We start from the raw sequence: 17,575 nt of genomic DNA, 5'->3' as shown, positions 1-17,575 counted from the left end.
TTATAGATTATGGTATTGAGTAGATTTTGGTTGGCTATTTTTATTTCTTCAATTGTATTTGTGGTTATTAGTTTGTTTTCGGGAAATAGTTATACTATTGATTATATTTTGAACGGAAAAAAAGACGATCCTGTTTTACTTTCCGAAAAATACATAGAGCAAGTACCCGCTTTTATCCGCGACAGTATCAAAAAAGCGCCAGATCAGACCATGATTATCAATAGAGACACTATCAATGCCGATACTACTTATGTTTATAAAAGTAAGACGGTAAAAATATACAGCGGTGTTCAAAAATCAGATGGTTTATTGCCTACTTGCAAAAACAGTTTGCTTGACATAATCATTCCGTTAATTGCTTATTTGGCTTTTTTCTGTGGATTGATGCAATTGCTGATTGACTCTGGTGCAGCCGAAAAATTGGCTAAAATGCTAAGTCCTGTTTTTGTGAAAGTATTCCCGACCGTTCCAAAAAATCACGAATCGATTTCCTATATGACTCTTAATTTTGCGGCTAATTTTCTTGGACTAGACTCGGCTGCAACTCCTTTTGGATTAAAAGCCATGGAGAGTTTGCAAACCCTTAATCCAGATAAGGATAGAGCCAGCGATGCCCAAATCATGTTTATGTGTTTGCATGCAGCAGGGTTGACTTTGATACCAACTTCTATTATCGGGTACCGCGCAGCCGAAAACGCCGCGAATCCTGCCGATGTAATGTTGCCTTGTATTTTAACTTCGTTCATAGGAACAATTGCTGCGTTCTTAATTGTAGGGATCAGACAAAAAATTAACTTCAAAAGCGCTTCTATAGTGGTTGCATTAATCACAATAATTGCAGCGATTGCAGGATTGTTGTTTTATATCAATGGATTGGATTTAATAGGTAAAAATTTTTTTACTTCTAATCTTTCAGGATTGATGTTAGTAGGGATTATAGGTTTTACGTTAGTGTTTTCATTCGTACATGAGAAAAAATTCACGGCATTAAACACCACTATTTTTGATGCTTTTATTATTGGAGCAAACAATGGAATTAAGACTGGAGTTACCATTTTTCCTTATGTTTTGACCATGTTAGTTGCGATTTCATTTTTTAGAAACAGTGGTTTATTTGAAATCATCAGTAACGGAATTTCTTTTGTTTTCTCAAATATTGGCGTAAGCAAAGAAATCACGGATTCTTTACCGGTGGCTATGCTTAGACCTTTTAGTTCTGGTGGTTCAAGAGGTTTTATGATTGACTCGATGCGTACATTTGGACCAGATTCATTTACGGGTAGATTGAGTTCTATTTTTCAATGCAGTGCCGAAACTACGTTTTATGTGATTGCCGTTTACTTTGGATCTATTAAAATTAAAAATACCCGTTACACGCTTGGTACAATGCTTTTGGTTGATTTAGTTTGTGTGATTACAGCTATTTTAGTGGCGAGTTGGTTTTTCTAAATGGAAAATATATTTTGGAGAGCGTTCAAAATTGAAATATGTTTTTGTTGAAAGCCGTTAATGAACATATAAAAAGGCACAATTTGAATAGTAATTCAGATTGTGCCTTTTTATTTATTTAAATAAATTTAGTTTAATCAATCACCATTTCAGGGATTTCACCTTCAATGATTAAATCAGCTTCAGTAGAAGCAATGATGTGTTCTACAGTTACCCCTGGTGCGCGTTCCAATAGTTTGAAACCTTTTGGAGTTATTTCAAGAACAGCTAGTTCAGTAACTATTTTTTTAACACATCCTACACCTGTTAAGGGTAAAGTACATTTTTTAAGAATTTTTGATTCTCCTGCTTTGTTAACGTGCATCATAGCCACAATAATATTTTCGGCAGAAGCCACTAAATCCATTGCGCCTCCCATGCCTTTGACCATTTTACCTGGAATTTTCCAGTTAGCAATATCACCATTTTCAGCAACTTCCATAGCGCCAAGAATTGTCAAATCAACATGCTGCCCACGTATCATTCCAAAACTCAAAGCCGAATCAAAGAAGGATGCGCCCGATAAGGTGGTAATGGTTTGTTTTCCGGCATTAATGATATCTGCGTCTTCTTCTCCTTCAAATGGGAATGGGCCCATGCCCAGAACGCCGTTTTCACTTTGAAATTCGACATCAATTCCTTTTGGGATATAGTTTGCCACTAATGTTGGAATTCCGATTCCAAGATTAACGAAATAACGGTCTTTTAATTCTTGTGCGATTCGTTTTGCGATTCCTATTTTATCTAATGCCATGATTAGTCTCTTTTTCTGGTTGTACGTTGCTCAATTCTCTTTTCGTATTGCTCTCCTTGAAAGATGCGTTGTACAAATATTCCAGGTATATGTATTTGATTAGGATCTAAAGTTCCTGCTTCGACAAGTTCTTCTACTTCTGCAATAGTAATTTTTGCTGCTCCGGCCATACATGGATTGAAATTTCTGGCAGTTCCTTTGAAGATTAAGTTTCCTGCAGTATCGCCTTTCCACGCTTTTACAATGGCGAAATCAGCATTGAAAGCGAGTTCCATGATATGCATTTTTCCGTTAAATTCATGTGCTTCTTTACCTTCGGCCACTTCAGTTCCATAACCTGCCGGGGTGAAAAAAGCTGGGATTCCTGCTTGTGCAGCACGACAACGTTCCGCAAGTGTTCCTTGAGGAATAAGGTCTACTTCAAGTTCTCCAGAAAGCATTTGACGTTCAAATTCAGCATTTTCTCCTACATAGGAAGAAATCATTTTTTTGATTTGACGTTTTTGCAAAAGTAATCCAAGGCCAAAATCATCTACGCCTGCATTGTTGGAAATACAGGTCAAGTTTTTGTTTTCTTTTTTAACTAATTCGTTTATGGAGTTTTCTGGGATTCCGCATAGTCCAAAACCACCTAGCATAATGGTCATTCCGTCTTGAATACCTTGAAGAGCATCTTGGACGGTATTTACTTTTTTGTTGATCATGATGTTTTTTTTTAGCCCAGATGGAAACGGCATCCTTTTTATCCAGTATCGTTTTTGAAACGAGGCTGGATAAAAAGATATAGTGTACAGCTGGAAATAGCTTCAAATAAAAATTTTACAATTCGAATTCTTCGGTATCTTGTTGGATGTCAGTCGTGTCTTTTACTACAGCTCTGTGAGTGTAGCAATCTACTTTGATGGAAAGATTTGCGGGTCTGTCAAAATCACTTTTGGATACATGAAGACCTGGGTCATCGTAGCAAAGTTTCATGAAATAACCCCAAACAGGAAGAGCCGCTGTAGCTCCTTGACCATAAGTGATGCTTTTGAAACGAGCTGAACGATCCTCGCAACCTACCCAAACGCCGGTTACAAGATTAGGAACCATTCCCATGAACCATCCATCAGACTGGTTTTGAGTTGTACCTGTTTTTCCTGCTATTGGGTTTCTGAACGAGTAAGGATAGCCTGTCCATCGATTGTCTCCGTTACCACCGCCGGTTGTACGTAAGCGTTCTCCAGATCCGCCTTCAGTAACACCCTCTAGTAATTTAATTACTGCAAAAGCAATGTCTTTATTTAAAACGTCATGTGATTCAGGTATTGGTTCATAGATTACAACACCACTTTTATCTTCGATTCTAGTTATAAATTGCGGTTTCATATAGACACCTTGATTAGCAAAAGTGCTGTAAGCAGCTACCATGTCCTGAACGGTAATTTCTACAGCTCCAAGAGCAATGGATGGTTGTACAGGAATTTCGGATTTAACTCCTAATTTATGAGTCAATTCTACCACGGCTTCTGGACCGGTTTTATCAATTAATTTTGCCGATACCGTATTTATAGAGTTTGCCAAACCTTGTTTTAAAGTTACCATTCCGCGGTATCTATTGTCAGAGTTTTTTGGTTCCCAGTCTTCGGTAACGTGATGACGTCCTTTGTGAATCATAAACGGACCATCTAAAATAGAATCACAAGGAGACATATTCAATTGCTCAATAGCAGTTGCATAAACAAATGGTTTGAAAGTAGAACCTACTTGTCTGGCACCTTGCCCTACGTGATCGTATTGAAAATATTTGTAGTTGATACCGCCAACCCATGCTTTGATATTTCCTGTTTGTGGTTCCATTGCCATCAATCCAGATTGTAAAAAATGCTTGTAATAACGGATAGAATCTAGTGGTGTCATGATAGTATCTCTTTCTCCTTTCCAGGTAAAGACTTTCATTTTTGTTTTTTCTTTAAATGAAGCTAGTATTTCTTCGTCACTTTTATCCATTGATTTCATAACTTCCCAACGGTGAGAAGATTTCATCGCCTGATTTAAAATTCGTTGCGTTTCTACTTCAGAAATATTAACAAAAGGTGCGTTTTTATTGTCTTTAGATTGAATAAAAAATTCTTCTTGAAGGTTTGCCATGTGAGCGGAAACTGCTTCCTCTGCATGCAACTGCATTCTTGAATCTATAGTAGTGTAGATTTTTAATCCATCTTTATAGATATCATAATCAGAACCATCCAGTTTTTTATTTTCCTCAACCCATTTTTTCATGTAATCACGTAAGTATTCTCTAAAATAAGTTGCGGTACCATCTTTATGCGTTTCTAATTTAAAATGTAAAGTAATTGGTAAACTTTGTAATTGTAATTTTTGAGGATCAGTGATTATACCCGCTTTTTCCATTTGCAAAAGCACTACATTTCTGCGGTTTTTTACACCTTGCGGATTTCTTACCGGATTGTACAATCCAGAATTTTTGAACATACCCACTAATATTGCTGACTCGTCAATGGTTAAATCTTTGGGTTCTTTTGAAAAATAAGTTTTAGCAGCAGAGCTCACACCAACAGAATTATTTCCAAAATCATACACGTTGCAATACATAGCAATGATTTCATTTTTAGTGTATTGTCTTTCTAGACGAATGGCAATAATCCACTCTTTGACTTTTTGAACAATTCTAAAAGGCAAAAATTTAGAACCTTCACCGTGAAATAATTGTTTGGCTAATTGCTGTGTTAATGTACTCGCTCCTCCACTTGTTCCTAAACTGGCAATAGCTCTCAAAGTACCTCTACCGTCAATTCCTGAATGCTCATAAAAACGGGCGTCTTCAGTAGCTACTAATGCCTGGACAAGATTTTTTGGTAAGTCAGAATACTTTAATTGTGACCTGTTTTTTTCAAAATATTTACCCAAAACCACTCCGTCAGCTGAGATAATTTCTGTAGCTAAATTAGAATCTGGATTTTCTAAATCTTCAAAAGAAGGCATTGAGCCAAAAAGTCCCCATGAAGCAAATAAGAAAAACAGAGCGATAATTCCCATTCCATAAAAGAAAATTTTCCAAAATTTCTTTTTGTAGTAAGTGACATCCTTATCAATGTTTTTTGTCTGATTGTTGTTTTTTTTGATAGCCATAATACGTTCTTAATCTTTTTTTTCTATTCTAAAACCTACGTCTGTAATTCCATCTAAAAGAGTTATACCAGGAACTTTACCAGTTTCTCTGACGGCTTGTTTTATATGGATTTTGTATTTTCCATTAAAGGTTACATTTTCTTTATAGAACAATTTACTTTCTTTTATATCAGAAAATCCATCGCCAAGTAATGTTCCGTCTGGATTTGCCATTTGGTATTCTAATGTATCTACTTTAGTGAAGCCATTCGGTTTCTCCATAGCAACAATTAAAAATATATTGTTGTATTGATAGTTGTTATTATCTCTCAGGTTAATATACAAATTATAATGTTTAGTAGTGTCCAATTCTGGCAAATTGAAAGTTACAATACTGTCTTTATGCCAAGCACTACCAACTGATTTATATTCATCAAACACTCTTTTTTTATCACAAGAGAAAAAAAGAATTGCCACCAAAAGAAGTAAAGCGCTATTTTTTAGCCTCATTTTTAGTAATAATTATAGGTTTTCTTGGTTCAGTAGGTTTTGCAGCTACTGGCTTTTTTTCATTTGGAGCCTGACGGTTATTATTGTTGTTTGCAGGTTTATTACTGCTTACAGGTTTATTATTGTTTGCAGGTTTATTGTTGCTTACAAGTTTGTTATTGTTTGCTACAATAGCATTTTCACCAGAAATTTTGCGTTTTTTATTTGGTTTTTTCTTTGATTTTGGTTGGTCAAAACGCGTCAAACTTTCTTGACCCATAGCGTTATTGAAATTTTTCTCCGGTTCAACTATAATTTCAATTGCGTAATCTTCAAGTGAAGAAACTTTGTTTTTTAATTTGTTTTCGGCAACAATTTCTTTGACCTGGTCTATTTTTAAAACATGCCAATTAGCAAAATTATTGGTGTAAGCAAACCACATTAAACCTTTGAAAATATCTTGTTTTTGACAAATAGCATCTCCTTTTTCGGTAACTAATTTTGTTTCAAAATCTGGAAAATCTTTCAACGCATCCATGTACGTATCTAACTCATAGTTCAAGCAGCATTTTAATTTTCCGCATTGTCCGGCAAGTTTTTGAGGATTCAAAGATAGTTGTTGGTAACGCGCTGCAGAGGTATTTACACTTCTAAAATCAGTTAACCAAGTAGAACAACACAATTCTCTTCCGCAGGAACCAATTCCTCCTAATCGCGCTGCTTCCTGACGGAAACCTACTTGTTTCATCTCGATTCGGGTACTGAATTCTTTAGCGAAATCTTTAATTAAAGCACGAAAATCGATACGCTCATTTGCTGTGTAATAAAAAGTAGCTTTTGATCCGTCACCTTGAAATTCAATATCCGAAATTTTCATTTCCAGTTTTTGGGTAATTGCTAGTTCACGGGCGCGAACCTTCATAGGTTCTTCACGATCCCTTGCTGTTGACCAAATATCAATATCTTTTTGGGATGCTTTTCTATAAATTTTAGGAACATCATTGCTTAAATGATTGACTCCTTTTTTCTTCATTTGAATTTTGACTAATTCACCTGTCAAAGTTACAATTCCTATGTCGTGTCCAGGTGAAGCAACGGTGGCAACTATGTCGCCTATGCTTAATGTTATTTTCTCGGTATTGCGGTAAAACTCTTTTCTTCCATTTTTGAAACGTACTTCAACACAGTCAAAGGGAGCATCGCCATTAGGTAAACTCATATTAGAAAGCCAATCGAAAACCGTTAATTTATTGCAGCTATCGGTGCCGCAAGTCCCATTACTTTTACAACCCTTAGGTGCGCCACCATCAGAAGTTGAACAACTTGTACATGCCATAATCTTATATGTAGTGTTGTGACTTGCACAACTTAAGTTCTTAAAACGTTTAATGTGTAAAGATAGTATTTTTTAGTTTTAAGTCGCAACGCATAAAAGCACCAATAATTCATAAATATTTAATAAAAAAACCCATTACAATTTGGTTTGTAATGGGTTAATTTCATGGTGCTTTTATGCTAATTTTTACTCTAAAATTTTATATAATTTATCTGACAATCTAATTCTGAATGGCAGTTTAAAAGTACAAGTGTCTCCAGAAACAGCTGTATCTTGAGCCAAATCGTTAACAAGCATTTCTTTGATTACTATTTTTTGTTCGCCAGTTGTTGCTCCTTTGATCAGAATGGTATCGCCAATTTTGATTTCGTTGTCTTCGATTAAAAACTGTCCTATGCTTGGTTTTGGAAAAAAATGTGTTCCTTTTCCAATGTACATTTTCTTAATTTTCGGCTCTTTCTTGATGGCAGTTTTTGGTTTTTCAGCAACAAAAATACCATGTGTTTCTTCGTTATTTTTGAAAGTCAAAACGTCTGATTTTCCTTTTTTGAAAATCTTATTCCCGTTTTTAATTCCTCTGCGAATGGCTTTTTGTTCTTCTTCAGGCAAATGAATCACACTCACACATTCAGTTGAACAACAGCCTTCCATTTTTTCCTTGCAAGACTCACATTGAATAAAAAGTAAATGGCAGCCTTCGTTCACACAATTTGTATGCACATCACATGGCGTTCCACATTGATGGCATTGTGAGACGATATCATCTGTAATTCTTTCGCCTAAGCGGTGATCAAATACAAAGTTTTTACCTATGAATTTACTCTCTAGATTTTCTTCCTTAATTTGTTTGGCATAATTAATTATACCACCTTCTAACTGGTACACATTTTTAAATCCTTGGTGTTTAAAATAGGCAGAAGCTTTTTCGCAACGGATTCCTCCAGTGCAGTACATTACTAAGTTTTTATCTTCCTTAAAATCTTGTAATTGTTCGTTGATAATAGGCAATGATTCGCGAAAAGTATCTACATCAGGAGTAATAGCGCCTTTAAAATAGCCTATTTCACTTTCGTAATGGTTTCTAAAATCGACAACAATTGTATTTGGGTTTTCTAAAATTTCGTTGAATTCTTTTGCTTTTAGGTGAACCCCAATGTTGGTTACATCAAAAGTGTCATCATTCAATCCGTCAGCAACAATCTTATCGCGCACTTTTACGGTCAGTTTTAAGAAAGAGTGATCATCATGCTCCACGGCTATATTCAATCGGATTCCTTTCATGAAATCATAAACTTCTATGGTGTCTTTAAATGCATAGAAATTATCAGCCGGAAGTGATAACTGAGCGTTAATTCCTTCATGAGCTACATAGATTCGGCCAAGGACTTCCAGGGAGTTCCAAGCTAGGAATAAATTGTTACGAAATTGTGTTGGATCTTGAATTTGCGCATAAGCATAGAAAGACAAAGTAAGTCTTTGTTTTCCGGCATCATCAATCATGATGGCTCTTTCTTCTGCGCTTAAGGTGTTATACAGTTGCATGCTATAAACGGTTTAAGTTGAGAAATTTATTTTCGATAAAATATTCAAGTCAATTTTCTTGAACGCTGCAAAAGTAAGTATTAATTTGGAAATGAAATAATTTCTTAATCCCAAATGCCTAGCCCCGATAGAAGAGGAAATCCCATCTCGTTTTTTTACGAGATGGATTGTAATGGATAGCGGGAAATTGTTCCAAACAAAAAAAGGACAGATTTTAACGTTTCTTATGGTGAGTATTACTTTTATTTCCAGTGGTATATTTGTTCGGTTTAGGAGACAAATGACTCTTTTGCGATGTAGTGCGTCGTTCAGTGTGGAGATGTTAAAATCGTTTTTGCTAATTGAATATAATTCACTAACTTTCATGTGTATAAGTAAATGATTATTCGGTTTTTTGCCGTTGATGAATGTTAAATTTAACGCCATTTTTACTATGAAAATTTCCTTTGAAAAAAAAATACTACTAGGGTTTATTGTCAATTTATTAGTGGTCATTGCTTCAGGATGGGTTTTTATTTCTCGGTTTGATAAGCAAAGAGATCAAACAAATGATTCCCTATTTAATTGGATCGAACTTTCCTTGTTTGTACTTTCCATTGTTTTACTGACCATCGTCTATTTTATAATCAAGGGGCAATTACGTGCTAAAAATATTTCGCAAAATCTACTTTTAGAAAACAAACAGTTGCTTCAGTCTATCATTGATAACACTTCGAATCCCATCTTTATAAAAAAAATAAATGGGGAGTATTTATTGATTAATAAACAATTTGGATCTTTATTTCAAATTCCGAATGAGGAAATAATAGGGAAAACAGATCATGATTTTTTACCAAAAGAAGTGGCTGATGTGTATCGAAATTCTGATCTTGAAGTGGCAAAAGCATTAAGAGAACTAAAAACAGAAGAAATCATCCAACAACCAGATGGTCCTCATACCTATCTCGCGGTAAAATTTCCTTTGTATGATTCAACCGGAAGGATTTATGCTATTGGCGGAATTTCGACAGATATCTCTGAAAGAAAAAAACTGGAAGAGTCATTCAAAGTAACGGATAAGTTTTTTAATATGTCTTCGGATTTGATGATTATTGGAACCAAAGAAAAATTTGGTAAAGTTAACCCTGCCGTTATTAAGATTTTGGGTTACTCAGAAGAGGAATTGTTGAATAAACCCTACACTTTTTTTGTATATCCGGATGACCTAGAGATCACAAAAAGAGAAGTTGCTAAACTGCAAACGGGTGCTTTAATGATTCAGTTTAAAAATAGATTTGTTTGTAAAGACGGTTCAATAAAATGGCTTGTATGGTCCATTTCACCTGAACTTTCGACAGGTTTATTATATGCTGTGGCGCGGGATGTTACCGCACAAAAAGTAACGGAAGACTCTCTGGTTGTTGCCGATAAATTTTTCAATATGTCCAATAACTTACTTGTCGTTGCAAAAGGGGAGTATTTTATAAAAATAAACCCGGCTTTTACCAAAACATTGGGTTATACCCAAGAGGATATGAATACCTTAAAATTTATGGAATTAACGCATCCCGATGATAAAAATATAGCCGATGAAGTGCTAGCTAAACTACTACGAGGGGATGAAGTTGTAAATTTTGAAGATCGTGTTCGCTGTAAAGATGGTACCTATAAATGGCTGAACTGGCATAGTACTATCGATGTAGAACAAGGCATACTGTATTCAGTTGCACGGGATATAACCGAAAAGATTAAAAATGAAGAGTCGCTAAAATTAGTCAACAATTTTTTTGAGATGTCATTTGATGCTTTTTTTGTTGAAAAAGGTAATAAAATCATAAAAATCAACCCTGCTTTCACTAAAATTTTAGGCTATGATCAAAAAGATTTAGAGAAAATATCACTTTTGGATCTGTTGCATCCAGATTATGTGAAAATTGTCAGTGAAAGAAGAGAAAAAAGGTTGAAAGGAGAGCAGGTAGAATCAGATGTTATTTTTCCATTATTATGCAAAGACGGTTCCTATAAATGGACGGAATCAGTTGTAGCAACAGATATTAAAGAAGGAATGATATATGCAGTTTTACGAGATATTACCCAAAAAAGGCTTGATGATGAAATGTTAACTAATTACACCCAGAAATTAAAAGATAATGAACAACAGATACAAACCATTTTTGATGGCGCTCCTGATCCGGTAATTGTAATTGATAGTGAAAGCAATGTTTTAAGATGGAATGCAAAGGCAGAATTTGTTTTTGGATGGACAACAACCGAAATTATAGGGAAACCGTTGTATGAATTTATTATTCCAACGCAGCATCGCGAATCCCATAAAAAAGGCATGGAACACTTTTTAACCACTGGTGAAGGAAATATCATAAATAAAACATATGAGATAGAAGCTGTAAATAAAGCGGGCGCTGAATTTCCTGTGTCTATAAGTGTTTCGCCTATTAAAAGGGGTGAAAAATATCTTTTTATTGGTTTTGTAAGAGATATTACTGAAAGTAAAAAAGCCGTTGATGAATTGTATGAGAATGAAGAAAAGTTACGTTTAATTTTAGAGAATATTAGCGAGGGCGTTATTGTCGCTAATGCCGATAAAAAAGTAGTAATGGCGAATTATATGGCCAATGAAATTTTTGGAATTGAAGAGGATGATAAAATATCATCTGATTTAACAGATCATTTTGAACTGTATTTTCCTGATGAAAAAACGGTTTTTCCTTCTCAAAAATTACCCATGGAACTAGCGCTGGACGGAGAGGAAACAAATGATATCGATTTGGTCCTTTGGAATCCTGTTGCTCAGCAAAAGAGACGGGTTCTCATTAGTGGCAGGCCATTAGTTGATCAGGACAATAATGTTGTTGCAGCTGTTGTAACCATAAAGGACATCAGTAAATACAAACAAATGGAAGAGGAATTGAAAGAAACGGAATTAAAATACCGAAAGTTAATCGGTTTTAGAAAAGGAGGAGATACCGTTATTTAATTTTTTATAAAATAAAACAGGAACTGATATAATCAAAAAAACCACGAATGAACGTGGTTTTTTGTCTTTTGTATTGAATTTTAGCAATACTCGTTGAAAGCATCTTTTAAGTTTTCAGCAATTAATTCAGCTGGACGACCTTCAATATGATGACGCTCTAACATATGGACTAATTCTCCGTTTTTGAATAAAGCCATACTTGGCGATGATGGAGGAAAAGGGAACATATGTTGTCTTGCAGCATCAACTGCTTCTTTGTCAACTCCTGCAAAAACAGTGATTAAATGGTCTGGTTTTTTTGCTCCATCTAAGCTCATTTTTGCTCCCGGACGTGCATTTCTTGCAGCACAACCACAAACTGAATTCACAATCACTAATGTTGTACCTTCAGCTTTCATTGCGTTTTCAACTGCTTCAGCACTATGTAAATCTTGAAAACCTGCAGCTGTTAATTCAGCTTGCATTGGTTTTACCATTTCTTCTGGATACATATTTTTTATTTTAAAAAGTTTAAAATTACCTTTGTTTAATCATGCAAAGTTACAAAGTTTAAATCCAACAGGTTTATTTGTAGTATAAAGTTTTGTTATAGTTTGATTGTTATTTTATTTGTTTTAAAATAACATGAAATAGAGCTTTGATAAATAGCATTTTAGGACATTTTAATATCACTTGTATGTCTTCTGGAAAAGAAGTTTCTTCGTCTAAGAATTTAAAAATTAGCGTTGGATTTCCTTTTTTGAACATGGAAGAAAATATAGTGCTTCCCAATTCATTTTTACGGTCTAAAATATCCAAAAGCAACAAATCATAAAACCAGAATTTACTCTTTTTATGGAACTTCGTGAAATTAGTTTCCGTATGCAAAAAAGAAACCAATTCAGTAGATTTTTTATCGGAATTTTTAAAAGTATAGCCTGTGCTGGCTTTAGTCCAGCCACCTGAAGTGCCTATATTAATAACATTTTTTGTGTTTAATTTCCAAAAAGGATAGCACGTCATAGGAATACTTCCTTGCTCTTTTTCTATGATTTCGTAATTTATTATGCCAAGATTTTGTATGTATTTTTTGATTTCAGTTTCATATTCCTCTTTCTTTAAATGTTGATGAGAAAATAAAGTGTATTCCAGTAAAGCTTCGGTTCTGGAAGTGGGCAATACGTACATAAAGCGCGTATTTCCTCTTTGTTCTACCGAAAAATCCATGAATATGGCTTGTTCCGGGTTAAAAACAGCTTGCTCACTTTTGATAAACCAACCAATAAAGTGTTGCTGTAAAACAGGGTATTTTGATTGATTTTCTACTTTTTGGTTGTTGTAAATGCTATTAAAAAGCTTAGAACAGGAGAAACTTTCAGAATCAGTTTGTAGCAGAATTATATTTTCGGATTCTTCAATTTCCAATACTTTTTGATTGACGAAAGTGATATTTCTTTGTTTCGAAATCAAATCAAATACGTGCTTGTAAAAATCCGAACCTTTCACCATGTTGTAGTGATAGGGTTTTAGATCTAGATTGCGGCGAAAGTCTTTGTTGGCAAACAATGCCGAATTCCATTTTTTTGAAATTGATTGTTCCCAAATTATTTCTTGCTTTTCCCAAAAACACCAGGTTCTATCGTTGGTTTTTTTAGTGTTTTCATCAATAAGCAAAATACTTTTATGCTTAAATTTTCCCGAAAGTACCATTTTATTAACGGTCATCAAAGCCGATAAGCCAGTTCCAGTAAAGATGTAATCGAAGTGTTTCATTTATATTGATGACAATTTTTATCAAAAATAGTGAATTTTGAAGGAATCGAAATCAAATTTTAAATCGAAACGAATAACCTAAAGCGGCAAAATATTTTGGGGAAGATTTAGATAAACCCAGTCCGCCAGAAATGTCTAATTGATGGTTTGGATTAAATAAGCAGGTTAATCCAGCATCAAATCGATGGTCTGGTTTTTCTAGTTGAGGAATATATCCATAGAATTCAATATATCCACCTATTTTTTCAGTGATGGAATATCCTGTTGTGAAAGTATAAATAAATGTAGGTTCAGCTGTTTCTCCATTCCATTCGGCGCCAAGATTGTAGCTTAATGATTGTTTATCTGAGATGGTGTGTTGCATTGTGAATCTAAATTCAGGCGTATAGAATTGGCTTTTAAAATTTTCAGAACCGACTTTAGGAATTGAAATGTGTGCAATAAAGGACGCAGCTGGAATTATTCCTGTTTCTTCCAAAAGTCGGGTTTTGAATCCTATCAGTATTGGATTAAATCCTGATATTTTGTCAGAACTATTTTTTTCAATCACATATTCGGTGATTAAACGTAACTCTAAATGATCATTTATTCCAAAACGGGTCAAAATTGTAGGCACAACAATTTCGGTTGAATTGGTGTTATTTTTTTCATAAATGAAACCATTTTCTAGTTGAAAATAATTCTTAGGTGTAATGAAAGGACACTCCGTCTGGTCTGGTCTGTCGGTTTGAATGGACGGATAATTTTGCGAAAATAGCAGGTTGGAAAATGGCAACATTATAAGTACTAAAATATTTTTTTTCATTATTTCTAAATAAAAATTTAGACAAAACTAAAAAATATATTTTGTATATAAAAATTTATTATATTTGCTGATATAACTTTAAAAAATGGGAAAATCTTTAGAAGATGTACACCAGTCAGTTTCTACTCAAAATAAAAAATCGGCCTTTAGAAAAATAGTAGCCTTTTTTGGTCCAGCCTATTTAATCAGTGTTGGTTATATGGACCCGGGAAATTGGGCGACTGACATTGCCGGCGGAAGCCAGTTTGGTTATTCCTTGCTTTGGGTTTTATTGATGAGTAACCTGATGGCGCTTTTATTACAAAGTTTAAGCGCACGATTGGGAATTGTAACCCAACGCGATTTGGCGCAAGCCTCACGGGAAACCTATTCGCCGTTTATCAATTATATTCTTTATTTTCTTGCCGAAATTGCAATTGCCGCCTGTGACCTTGCCGAAGTTTTGGGAATGGCAATTGGTATCAATTTATTATTTGACATTCCGCTTATTGAAGGCGTGATTATAACCGTTTTAGATACTTTTTTACTACTGTTCTTAATCAATAAGGGCATCCGAAAAATGGAAGCTTTTATCATTGTATTGGTTGCAATCATTGGGTTCTCGTTTATTTTTGAAATGTTTTTTGCCCAGCCGGAAATAGGGAAAGTTATTTATGGACTAATTCCTTCGATGCCTAATGAAGCAGCACTTTACATTGCCATAGGGATTATTGGTGCAACGGTTATGCCGCACAATTTGTACCTGCATTCCTCATTGGTGCAAACCAGAAATTTCGACCGAAGCAATGCTGGTATTAAGCAGGCTTTAAAATACAATTTCATAGATTCTACCATTGCATTAAATCTGGCCTTTTTTGTAAATGCCGCTATTTTAATATTGGCAGCAGCCACATTTTATAAAAACGGCATGTATGAAGTTGCCGAAATTCAAGATGCACACAAATTTTTAGCACCACTTTTAGGCAATAAATGGGCACCAATATTATTTGCCGTGGCCTTGATTGCTGCAGGACAAAGCTCAACCGTTACCGGAACATTAGCCGGGCAAATTATTATGGAAGGCTATTTGAATTTACGAATCCAACCTTGGGTTCGAAGAATAATCACCCGATTAATCGCCATTGTTCCTGCCGTAATTGTAATTTCCATTTTTGGCGAAGGCATCACAGGAAAATTATTGATTTTAAGCCAGGTAATTTTAAGTTTGCAATTGGGTTTTGCAATTATTCCGCTAATTCATTTTGTCAGCGATAAATCAAAAATGAAAGGATTTCATATTGGTACAATTACCCAAATTGCTTCTTGGATTATAGCAACAATTATCGTTTCACTAAATGCCAAATTAGTTTTTGATGAAATAAACGGTTGGCTCGAAACCTCTGATAACCCAATTGTATTATGGTTTACCGTGGTTCCTTTAGCATTTGGTTTCTTGATTTTGTTGCTTTACATCGTAGTGAAACCATTTATTGCCAAAACCAAAACTAGGATTCTAAACCATTCACCACACAATTTAAAACTGCAATTTTCTAAAACTGCGATCTACACTAAAAAGAATATTGCCGTTTCAGTAGATTTTTCAAGCGCGGATGAAGTAGCATTAAACAACGCATTTCAATTAGGAGGAATAGATGCAAAATACACCTTAATTCACGTAGTAGAAACGGTAGGAGCACTCGTTTATGGAGAAAAAATTGACGATCATGAAACTTTAATTGACGAAAAACTATTGAACGAATACAAAGAAATGCTGTCAGAAAAAGGATTTATAGTCGAAATACAATTGGGTTTTGGAAAACCAAATACAGTGATTCCTACAATTATCAATGAAGGAAATTTTGATGTCTTGGTCATGGGAACTCACGGGCATACCGGGTTCAAAGATTTAATCTTTGGAACTACTGTTGACAAATTAAGGCACAAAATTAAAATTCCATTACTTGTCGTAAAGAATTAAATGCTGAAGCTGAATTTGGTTTAGTATCAGCAACTATTCCCGCTGTACGTTACAAACAAAGTTCACTGAACTCCAATGAAAATAAAAGTATAGTGAAGTAATCTTTATTGTTTTTAAAGAAAAAAAATAAAGGATTTCCACTGCTATCGGGGCTAAAAAATCAAAAATCAATAATCTTCAATCTCAAATCAAATGACTTTCTCCGAAGAAAATTACCTTAAAACCATATTTCATCTAACGATTCTTTCTGATTCAGAAATAAGTACTAATGCCATTGCAGAAATGATGGAAACCAAAGCTTCATCCGTAACCGATATGCTCAAGAAATTAGCCGAAAAGGATTTGGTTCATTATAAGAAATACCAAGGGGTTTCTTTAACCGAAAAGGGTAAATTATCTGCAAAAATGATTGTAAGGAAACACCGTTTATGGGAAGTTTTTCTAGTTGAAAAATTGAATTTTTCCTGGGATGAGGTTCATGATATTGCTGAACAATTAGAACATATTAAATCAGAAAAGCTAATCAACAAACTTGATGATTTTCTAGGAAACCCAACCGAAGATCCGCATGGTGATCCCATTCCGGATGTTAATGGCCGCATGATTAAAATTGAAAAACAATTGCTTTCAGAATTGCATGAAAATCAAATGGGAATATGTGTAGGAGTAAAAGACACTTCATCTGAATTCCTTAAATATTTAGACAAGCAAGGAATCGCATTAGGTTCTAAAATTGAAATTATAAGTAAGGAAAGTTTTGATTTGTCTCTGAAAATAAAAGTAGACCAAAAGGATTTAACCATTTCGAATAAAATTGCCACTAATCTTTTTGTAAAAACTACGTAACCAAAAGGACTATATTTGGTATAATTAAAAGAAAAATCAAATGAAAAATAGTCTCTTAGCCTTTTTACTGATTTTTTGTACTTCCGTTTTTGCTCAAAATGCACAAAAGGAAAATATAAAATACGTAAAGATCACTCAAAAAATATGCCTTAAAAAAATAGGGTATCAATTGGTTTTGAAGGAAGTTATTTCTGATTCCCGTTGTCCGGATGGTGTTATTTGTGTTTGGGCTGGTGAAGCTTCAGCAGTTATTTCCGTTTATAAAGATTCAAAATTAGTGGAAGATAAAACCATCGTTTTTTCTCCAAAAAATGAGGAAGCAAACCAGCAATTGTTTGCTGAATATTTGCCGAAAAAACAAAGAAAAATAAAAACTGCCAGTGTTTTTCCGTATCCAAAACAAGGTATAACTATTACTAAAAAAGACTATTATATCAAAATTGGGTATATAAAATAAGCTTTGTGCCAACAGTAATTATAGCGATGTTTTACTCTTATTTAAGTTTAAAAAACAGTTCAGT

General features: G+C 34.4%; 14 protein-coding genes. 5 read left to right on the top strand and 9 right to left on the bottom strand.

All coding sequences use genetic code 11. The annotated features are described in order from the left end of the window. Positions 1 to 9 precede the first annotated feature (9 nt). The gene (locus T410_RS04075; protein WP_035668919.1) at positions 10 to 1,449 is read left to right on the top strand and encodes a nucleoside recognition domain-containing protein; all 1,440 of its coding nucleotides are present in this window, start codon (positions 10 to 12) and stop codon (positions 1,447 to 1,449) included. A 133-nt stretch (positions 1,450 to 1,582) separates the two neighbouring features. Here the strand turns inward: T410_RS04075 and T410_RS04070 are convergent, their stop codons facing one another. The 6 genes from T410_RS04070 to T410_RS04045 all read right to left on the bottom strand — a co-directional run bounded on the left by T410_RS04070 (position 1,583) and on the right by T410_RS04045 (position 8,720). Next, a complete protein-coding gene (locus tag T410_RS04070; RefSeq protein ID WP_035668918.1) occupies positions 1,583 to 2,242 on the bottom strand; it encodes a CoA transferase subunit B in 660 nt (219 codons plus the stop codon). Positions 2,243 to 2,244: 2 nt separating this feature from the next. Then, positions 2,245 to 2,946, bottom strand: a complete 702-nt coding sequence (locus tag T410_RS04065; RefSeq protein ID WP_035674070.1) for a CoA transferase subunit A — start codon at positions 2,944 to 2,946, stop codon at positions 2,245 to 2,247. A 115-nt stretch (positions 2,947 to 3,061) separates the two neighbouring features. Next, on the bottom strand, positions 3,062 to 5,374 hold the full coding sequence (locus T410_RS04060; RefSeq protein ID WP_035668917.1) for a penicillin-binding protein 1A: 2,313 nt from the start codon (positions 5,372 to 5,374) through the stop codon (positions 3,062 to 3,064). 9 nt (positions 5,375 to 5,383) lie between these two features. Continuing rightward, positions 5,384 to 5,863: a gliding motility lipoprotein GldH gene (locus tag T410_RS04055; RefSeq protein WP_035668916.1), complete on the bottom strand. Its 480-nt coding sequence runs from the start codon at positions 5,861 to 5,863 to the stop codon at positions 5,384 to 5,386. Further along, on the bottom strand, positions 5,847 to 7,178 hold the full coding sequence (locus T410_RS04050) for a regulatory iron-sulfur-containing complex subunit RicT (RefSeq protein ID WP_035668915.1): 1,332 nt from the start codon (positions 7,176 to 7,178) through the stop codon (positions 5,847 to 5,849). The genes T410_RS04055 and T410_RS04050 overlap by 17 nt, the downstream gene beginning before the upstream one ends. Before the next feature lie 186 nt (positions 7,179 to 7,364). Then, complete coding sequence (locus T410_RS04045; RefSeq protein ID WP_035668914.1) at positions 7,365 to 8,720, bottom strand: rhodanese-related sulfurtransferase; 1,356 nt, start codon at positions 8,718 to 8,720, stop codon at positions 7,365 to 7,367. Between the two features lie 433 nt (positions 8,721 to 9,153). On the opposite strand from T410_RS04045, the gene T410_RS04035 reads away from it, so the two are divergent. Further along, positions 9,154 to 11,694: a PAS domain S-box protein gene (locus T410_RS04035; RefSeq protein WP_193743721.1), complete on the top strand. Its 2,541-nt coding sequence runs from the start codon at positions 9,154 to 9,156 to the stop codon at positions 11,692 to 11,694. An 80-nt stretch (positions 11,695 to 11,774) separates the two neighbouring features. Here the strand turns inward: T410_RS04035 and T410_RS04030 are convergent, their stop codons facing one another. The 3 genes from T410_RS04030 to T410_RS04020 form a co-directional block, all read right to left on the bottom strand. Further along, positions 11,775 to 12,185: a BrxA/BrxB family bacilliredoxin gene (locus T410_RS04030; protein WP_035668910.1), complete on the bottom strand. Its 411-nt coding sequence runs from the start codon at positions 12,183 to 12,185 to the stop codon at positions 11,775 to 11,777. A gap of 109 nt (positions 12,186 to 12,294) precedes the next feature. After that, on the bottom strand, positions 12,295 to 13,446 hold the full coding sequence (locus T410_RS04025; RefSeq protein ID WP_035668909.1) for a lycopene cyclase family protein: 1,152 nt from the start codon (positions 13,444 to 13,446) through the stop codon (positions 12,295 to 12,297). Positions 13,447 to 13,498: 52 nt separating this feature from the next. After that, positions 13,499 to 14,251 carry a transporter gene (locus tag T410_RS04020; protein ID WP_035668907.1) on the bottom strand — a complete coding sequence of 251 codons (753 nt, stop codon included), beginning with the start codon at positions 14,249 to 14,251 and terminating at the stop codon, positions 13,499 to 13,501. An 85-nt stretch (positions 14,252 to 14,336) separates the two neighbouring features. On the opposite strand from T410_RS04020, the gene T410_RS04015 reads away from it, so the two are divergent. The 3 genes from T410_RS04015 (at position 14,337) to T410_RS04005 (ending at position 17,511) form a co-directional block, all read left to right on the top strand. Beyond that, a complete protein-coding gene (locus T410_RS04015) occupies positions 14,337 to 16,208 on the top strand; it encodes an Nramp family divalent metal transporter (RefSeq protein WP_035668906.1) in 1,872 nt (623 codons plus the stop codon). Positions 16,209 to 16,400: 192 nt separating this feature from the next. Further along, positions 16,401 to 17,054, top strand: coding sequence for a metal-dependent transcriptional regulator (locus tag T410_RS04010; protein WP_035668905.1), 654 nt, complete (start codon positions 16,401 to 16,403; stop codon positions 17,052 to 17,054). A gap of 40 nt (positions 17,055 to 17,094) precedes the next feature. Beyond that, complete coding sequence (locus T410_RS04005; RefSeq protein WP_035668903.1) at positions 17,095 to 17,511, top strand: hypothetical protein; 417 nt, start codon at positions 17,095 to 17,097, stop codon at positions 17,509 to 17,511. Positions 17,512 to 17,575 lie beyond the last annotated feature (64 nt).

The sequence above is a fragment of the Flavobacterium sp. 83 genome (assembly GCF_000744835.1).
GTDB lineage: Bacteria > Bacteroidota > Bacteroidia > Flavobacteriales > Flavobacteriaceae > Flavobacterium.
The sequence above is the reverse complement of the archived record's forward strand: the minus strand, read 5'-3'. Positions and strand labels throughout refer to the sequence as shown.

Coding starts and splice junctions, on each gene's coding strand:
- T410_RS04075 (WP_035668919.1), top strand. CDS start 10: ATGGTATTGAGTAGATTTTGGTTGGCTATTTTTATTTCTTCAATTGTA.
- T410_RS04070 (WP_035668918.1), bottom strand. CDS start 2,242: ATGGCATTAGATAAAATAGGAATCGCAAAACGAATCGCACAAGAATTA.
- T410_RS04065 (WP_035674070.1), bottom strand. CDS start 2,946: ATGATCAACAAAAAAGTAAATACCGTCCAAGATGCTCTTCAAGGTATT.
- T410_RS04060 (WP_035668917.1), bottom strand. CDS start 5,374: ATGGCTATCAAAAAAAACAACAATCAGACAAAAAACATTGATAAGGAT.
- T410_RS04055 (WP_035668916.1), bottom strand. CDS start 5,863: ATGAGGCTAAAAAATAGCGCTTTACTTCTTTTGGTGGCAATTCTTTTT.
- T410_RS04050 (WP_035668915.1), bottom strand. CDS start 7,178: ATGGCATGTACAAGTTGTTCAACTTCTGATGGTGGCGCACCTAAGGGT.
- T410_RS04045 (WP_035668914.1), bottom strand. CDS start 8,720: ATGCAACTGTATAACACCTTAAGCGCAGAAGAAAGAGCCATCATGATT.
- T410_RS04035 (WP_193743721.1), top strand. CDS start 9,154: ATGAAAATTTCCTTTGAAAAAAAAATACTACTAGGGTTTATTGTCAAT.
- T410_RS04030 (WP_035668910.1), bottom strand. CDS start 12,185: ATGTATCCAGAAGAAATGGTAAAACCAATGCAAGCTGAATTAACAGCT.
- T410_RS04025 (WP_035668909.1), bottom strand. CDS start 13,446: ATGAAACACTTCGATTACATCTTTACTGGAACTGGCTTATCGGCTTTG.
- T410_RS04020 (WP_035668907.1), bottom strand. CDS start 14,251: ATGAAAAAAAATATTTTAGTACTTATAATGTTGCCATTTTCCAACCTG.
- T410_RS04015 (WP_035668906.1), top strand. CDS start 14,337: ATGGGAAAATCTTTAGAAGATGTACACCAGTCAGTTTCTACTCAAAAT.
- T410_RS04010 (WP_035668905.1), top strand. CDS start 16,401: ATGACTTTCTCCGAAGAAAATTACCTTAAAACCATATTTCATCTAACG.
- T410_RS04005 (WP_035668903.1), top strand. CDS start 17,095: ATGAAAAATAGTCTCTTAGCCTTTTTACTGATTTTTTGTACTTCCGTT.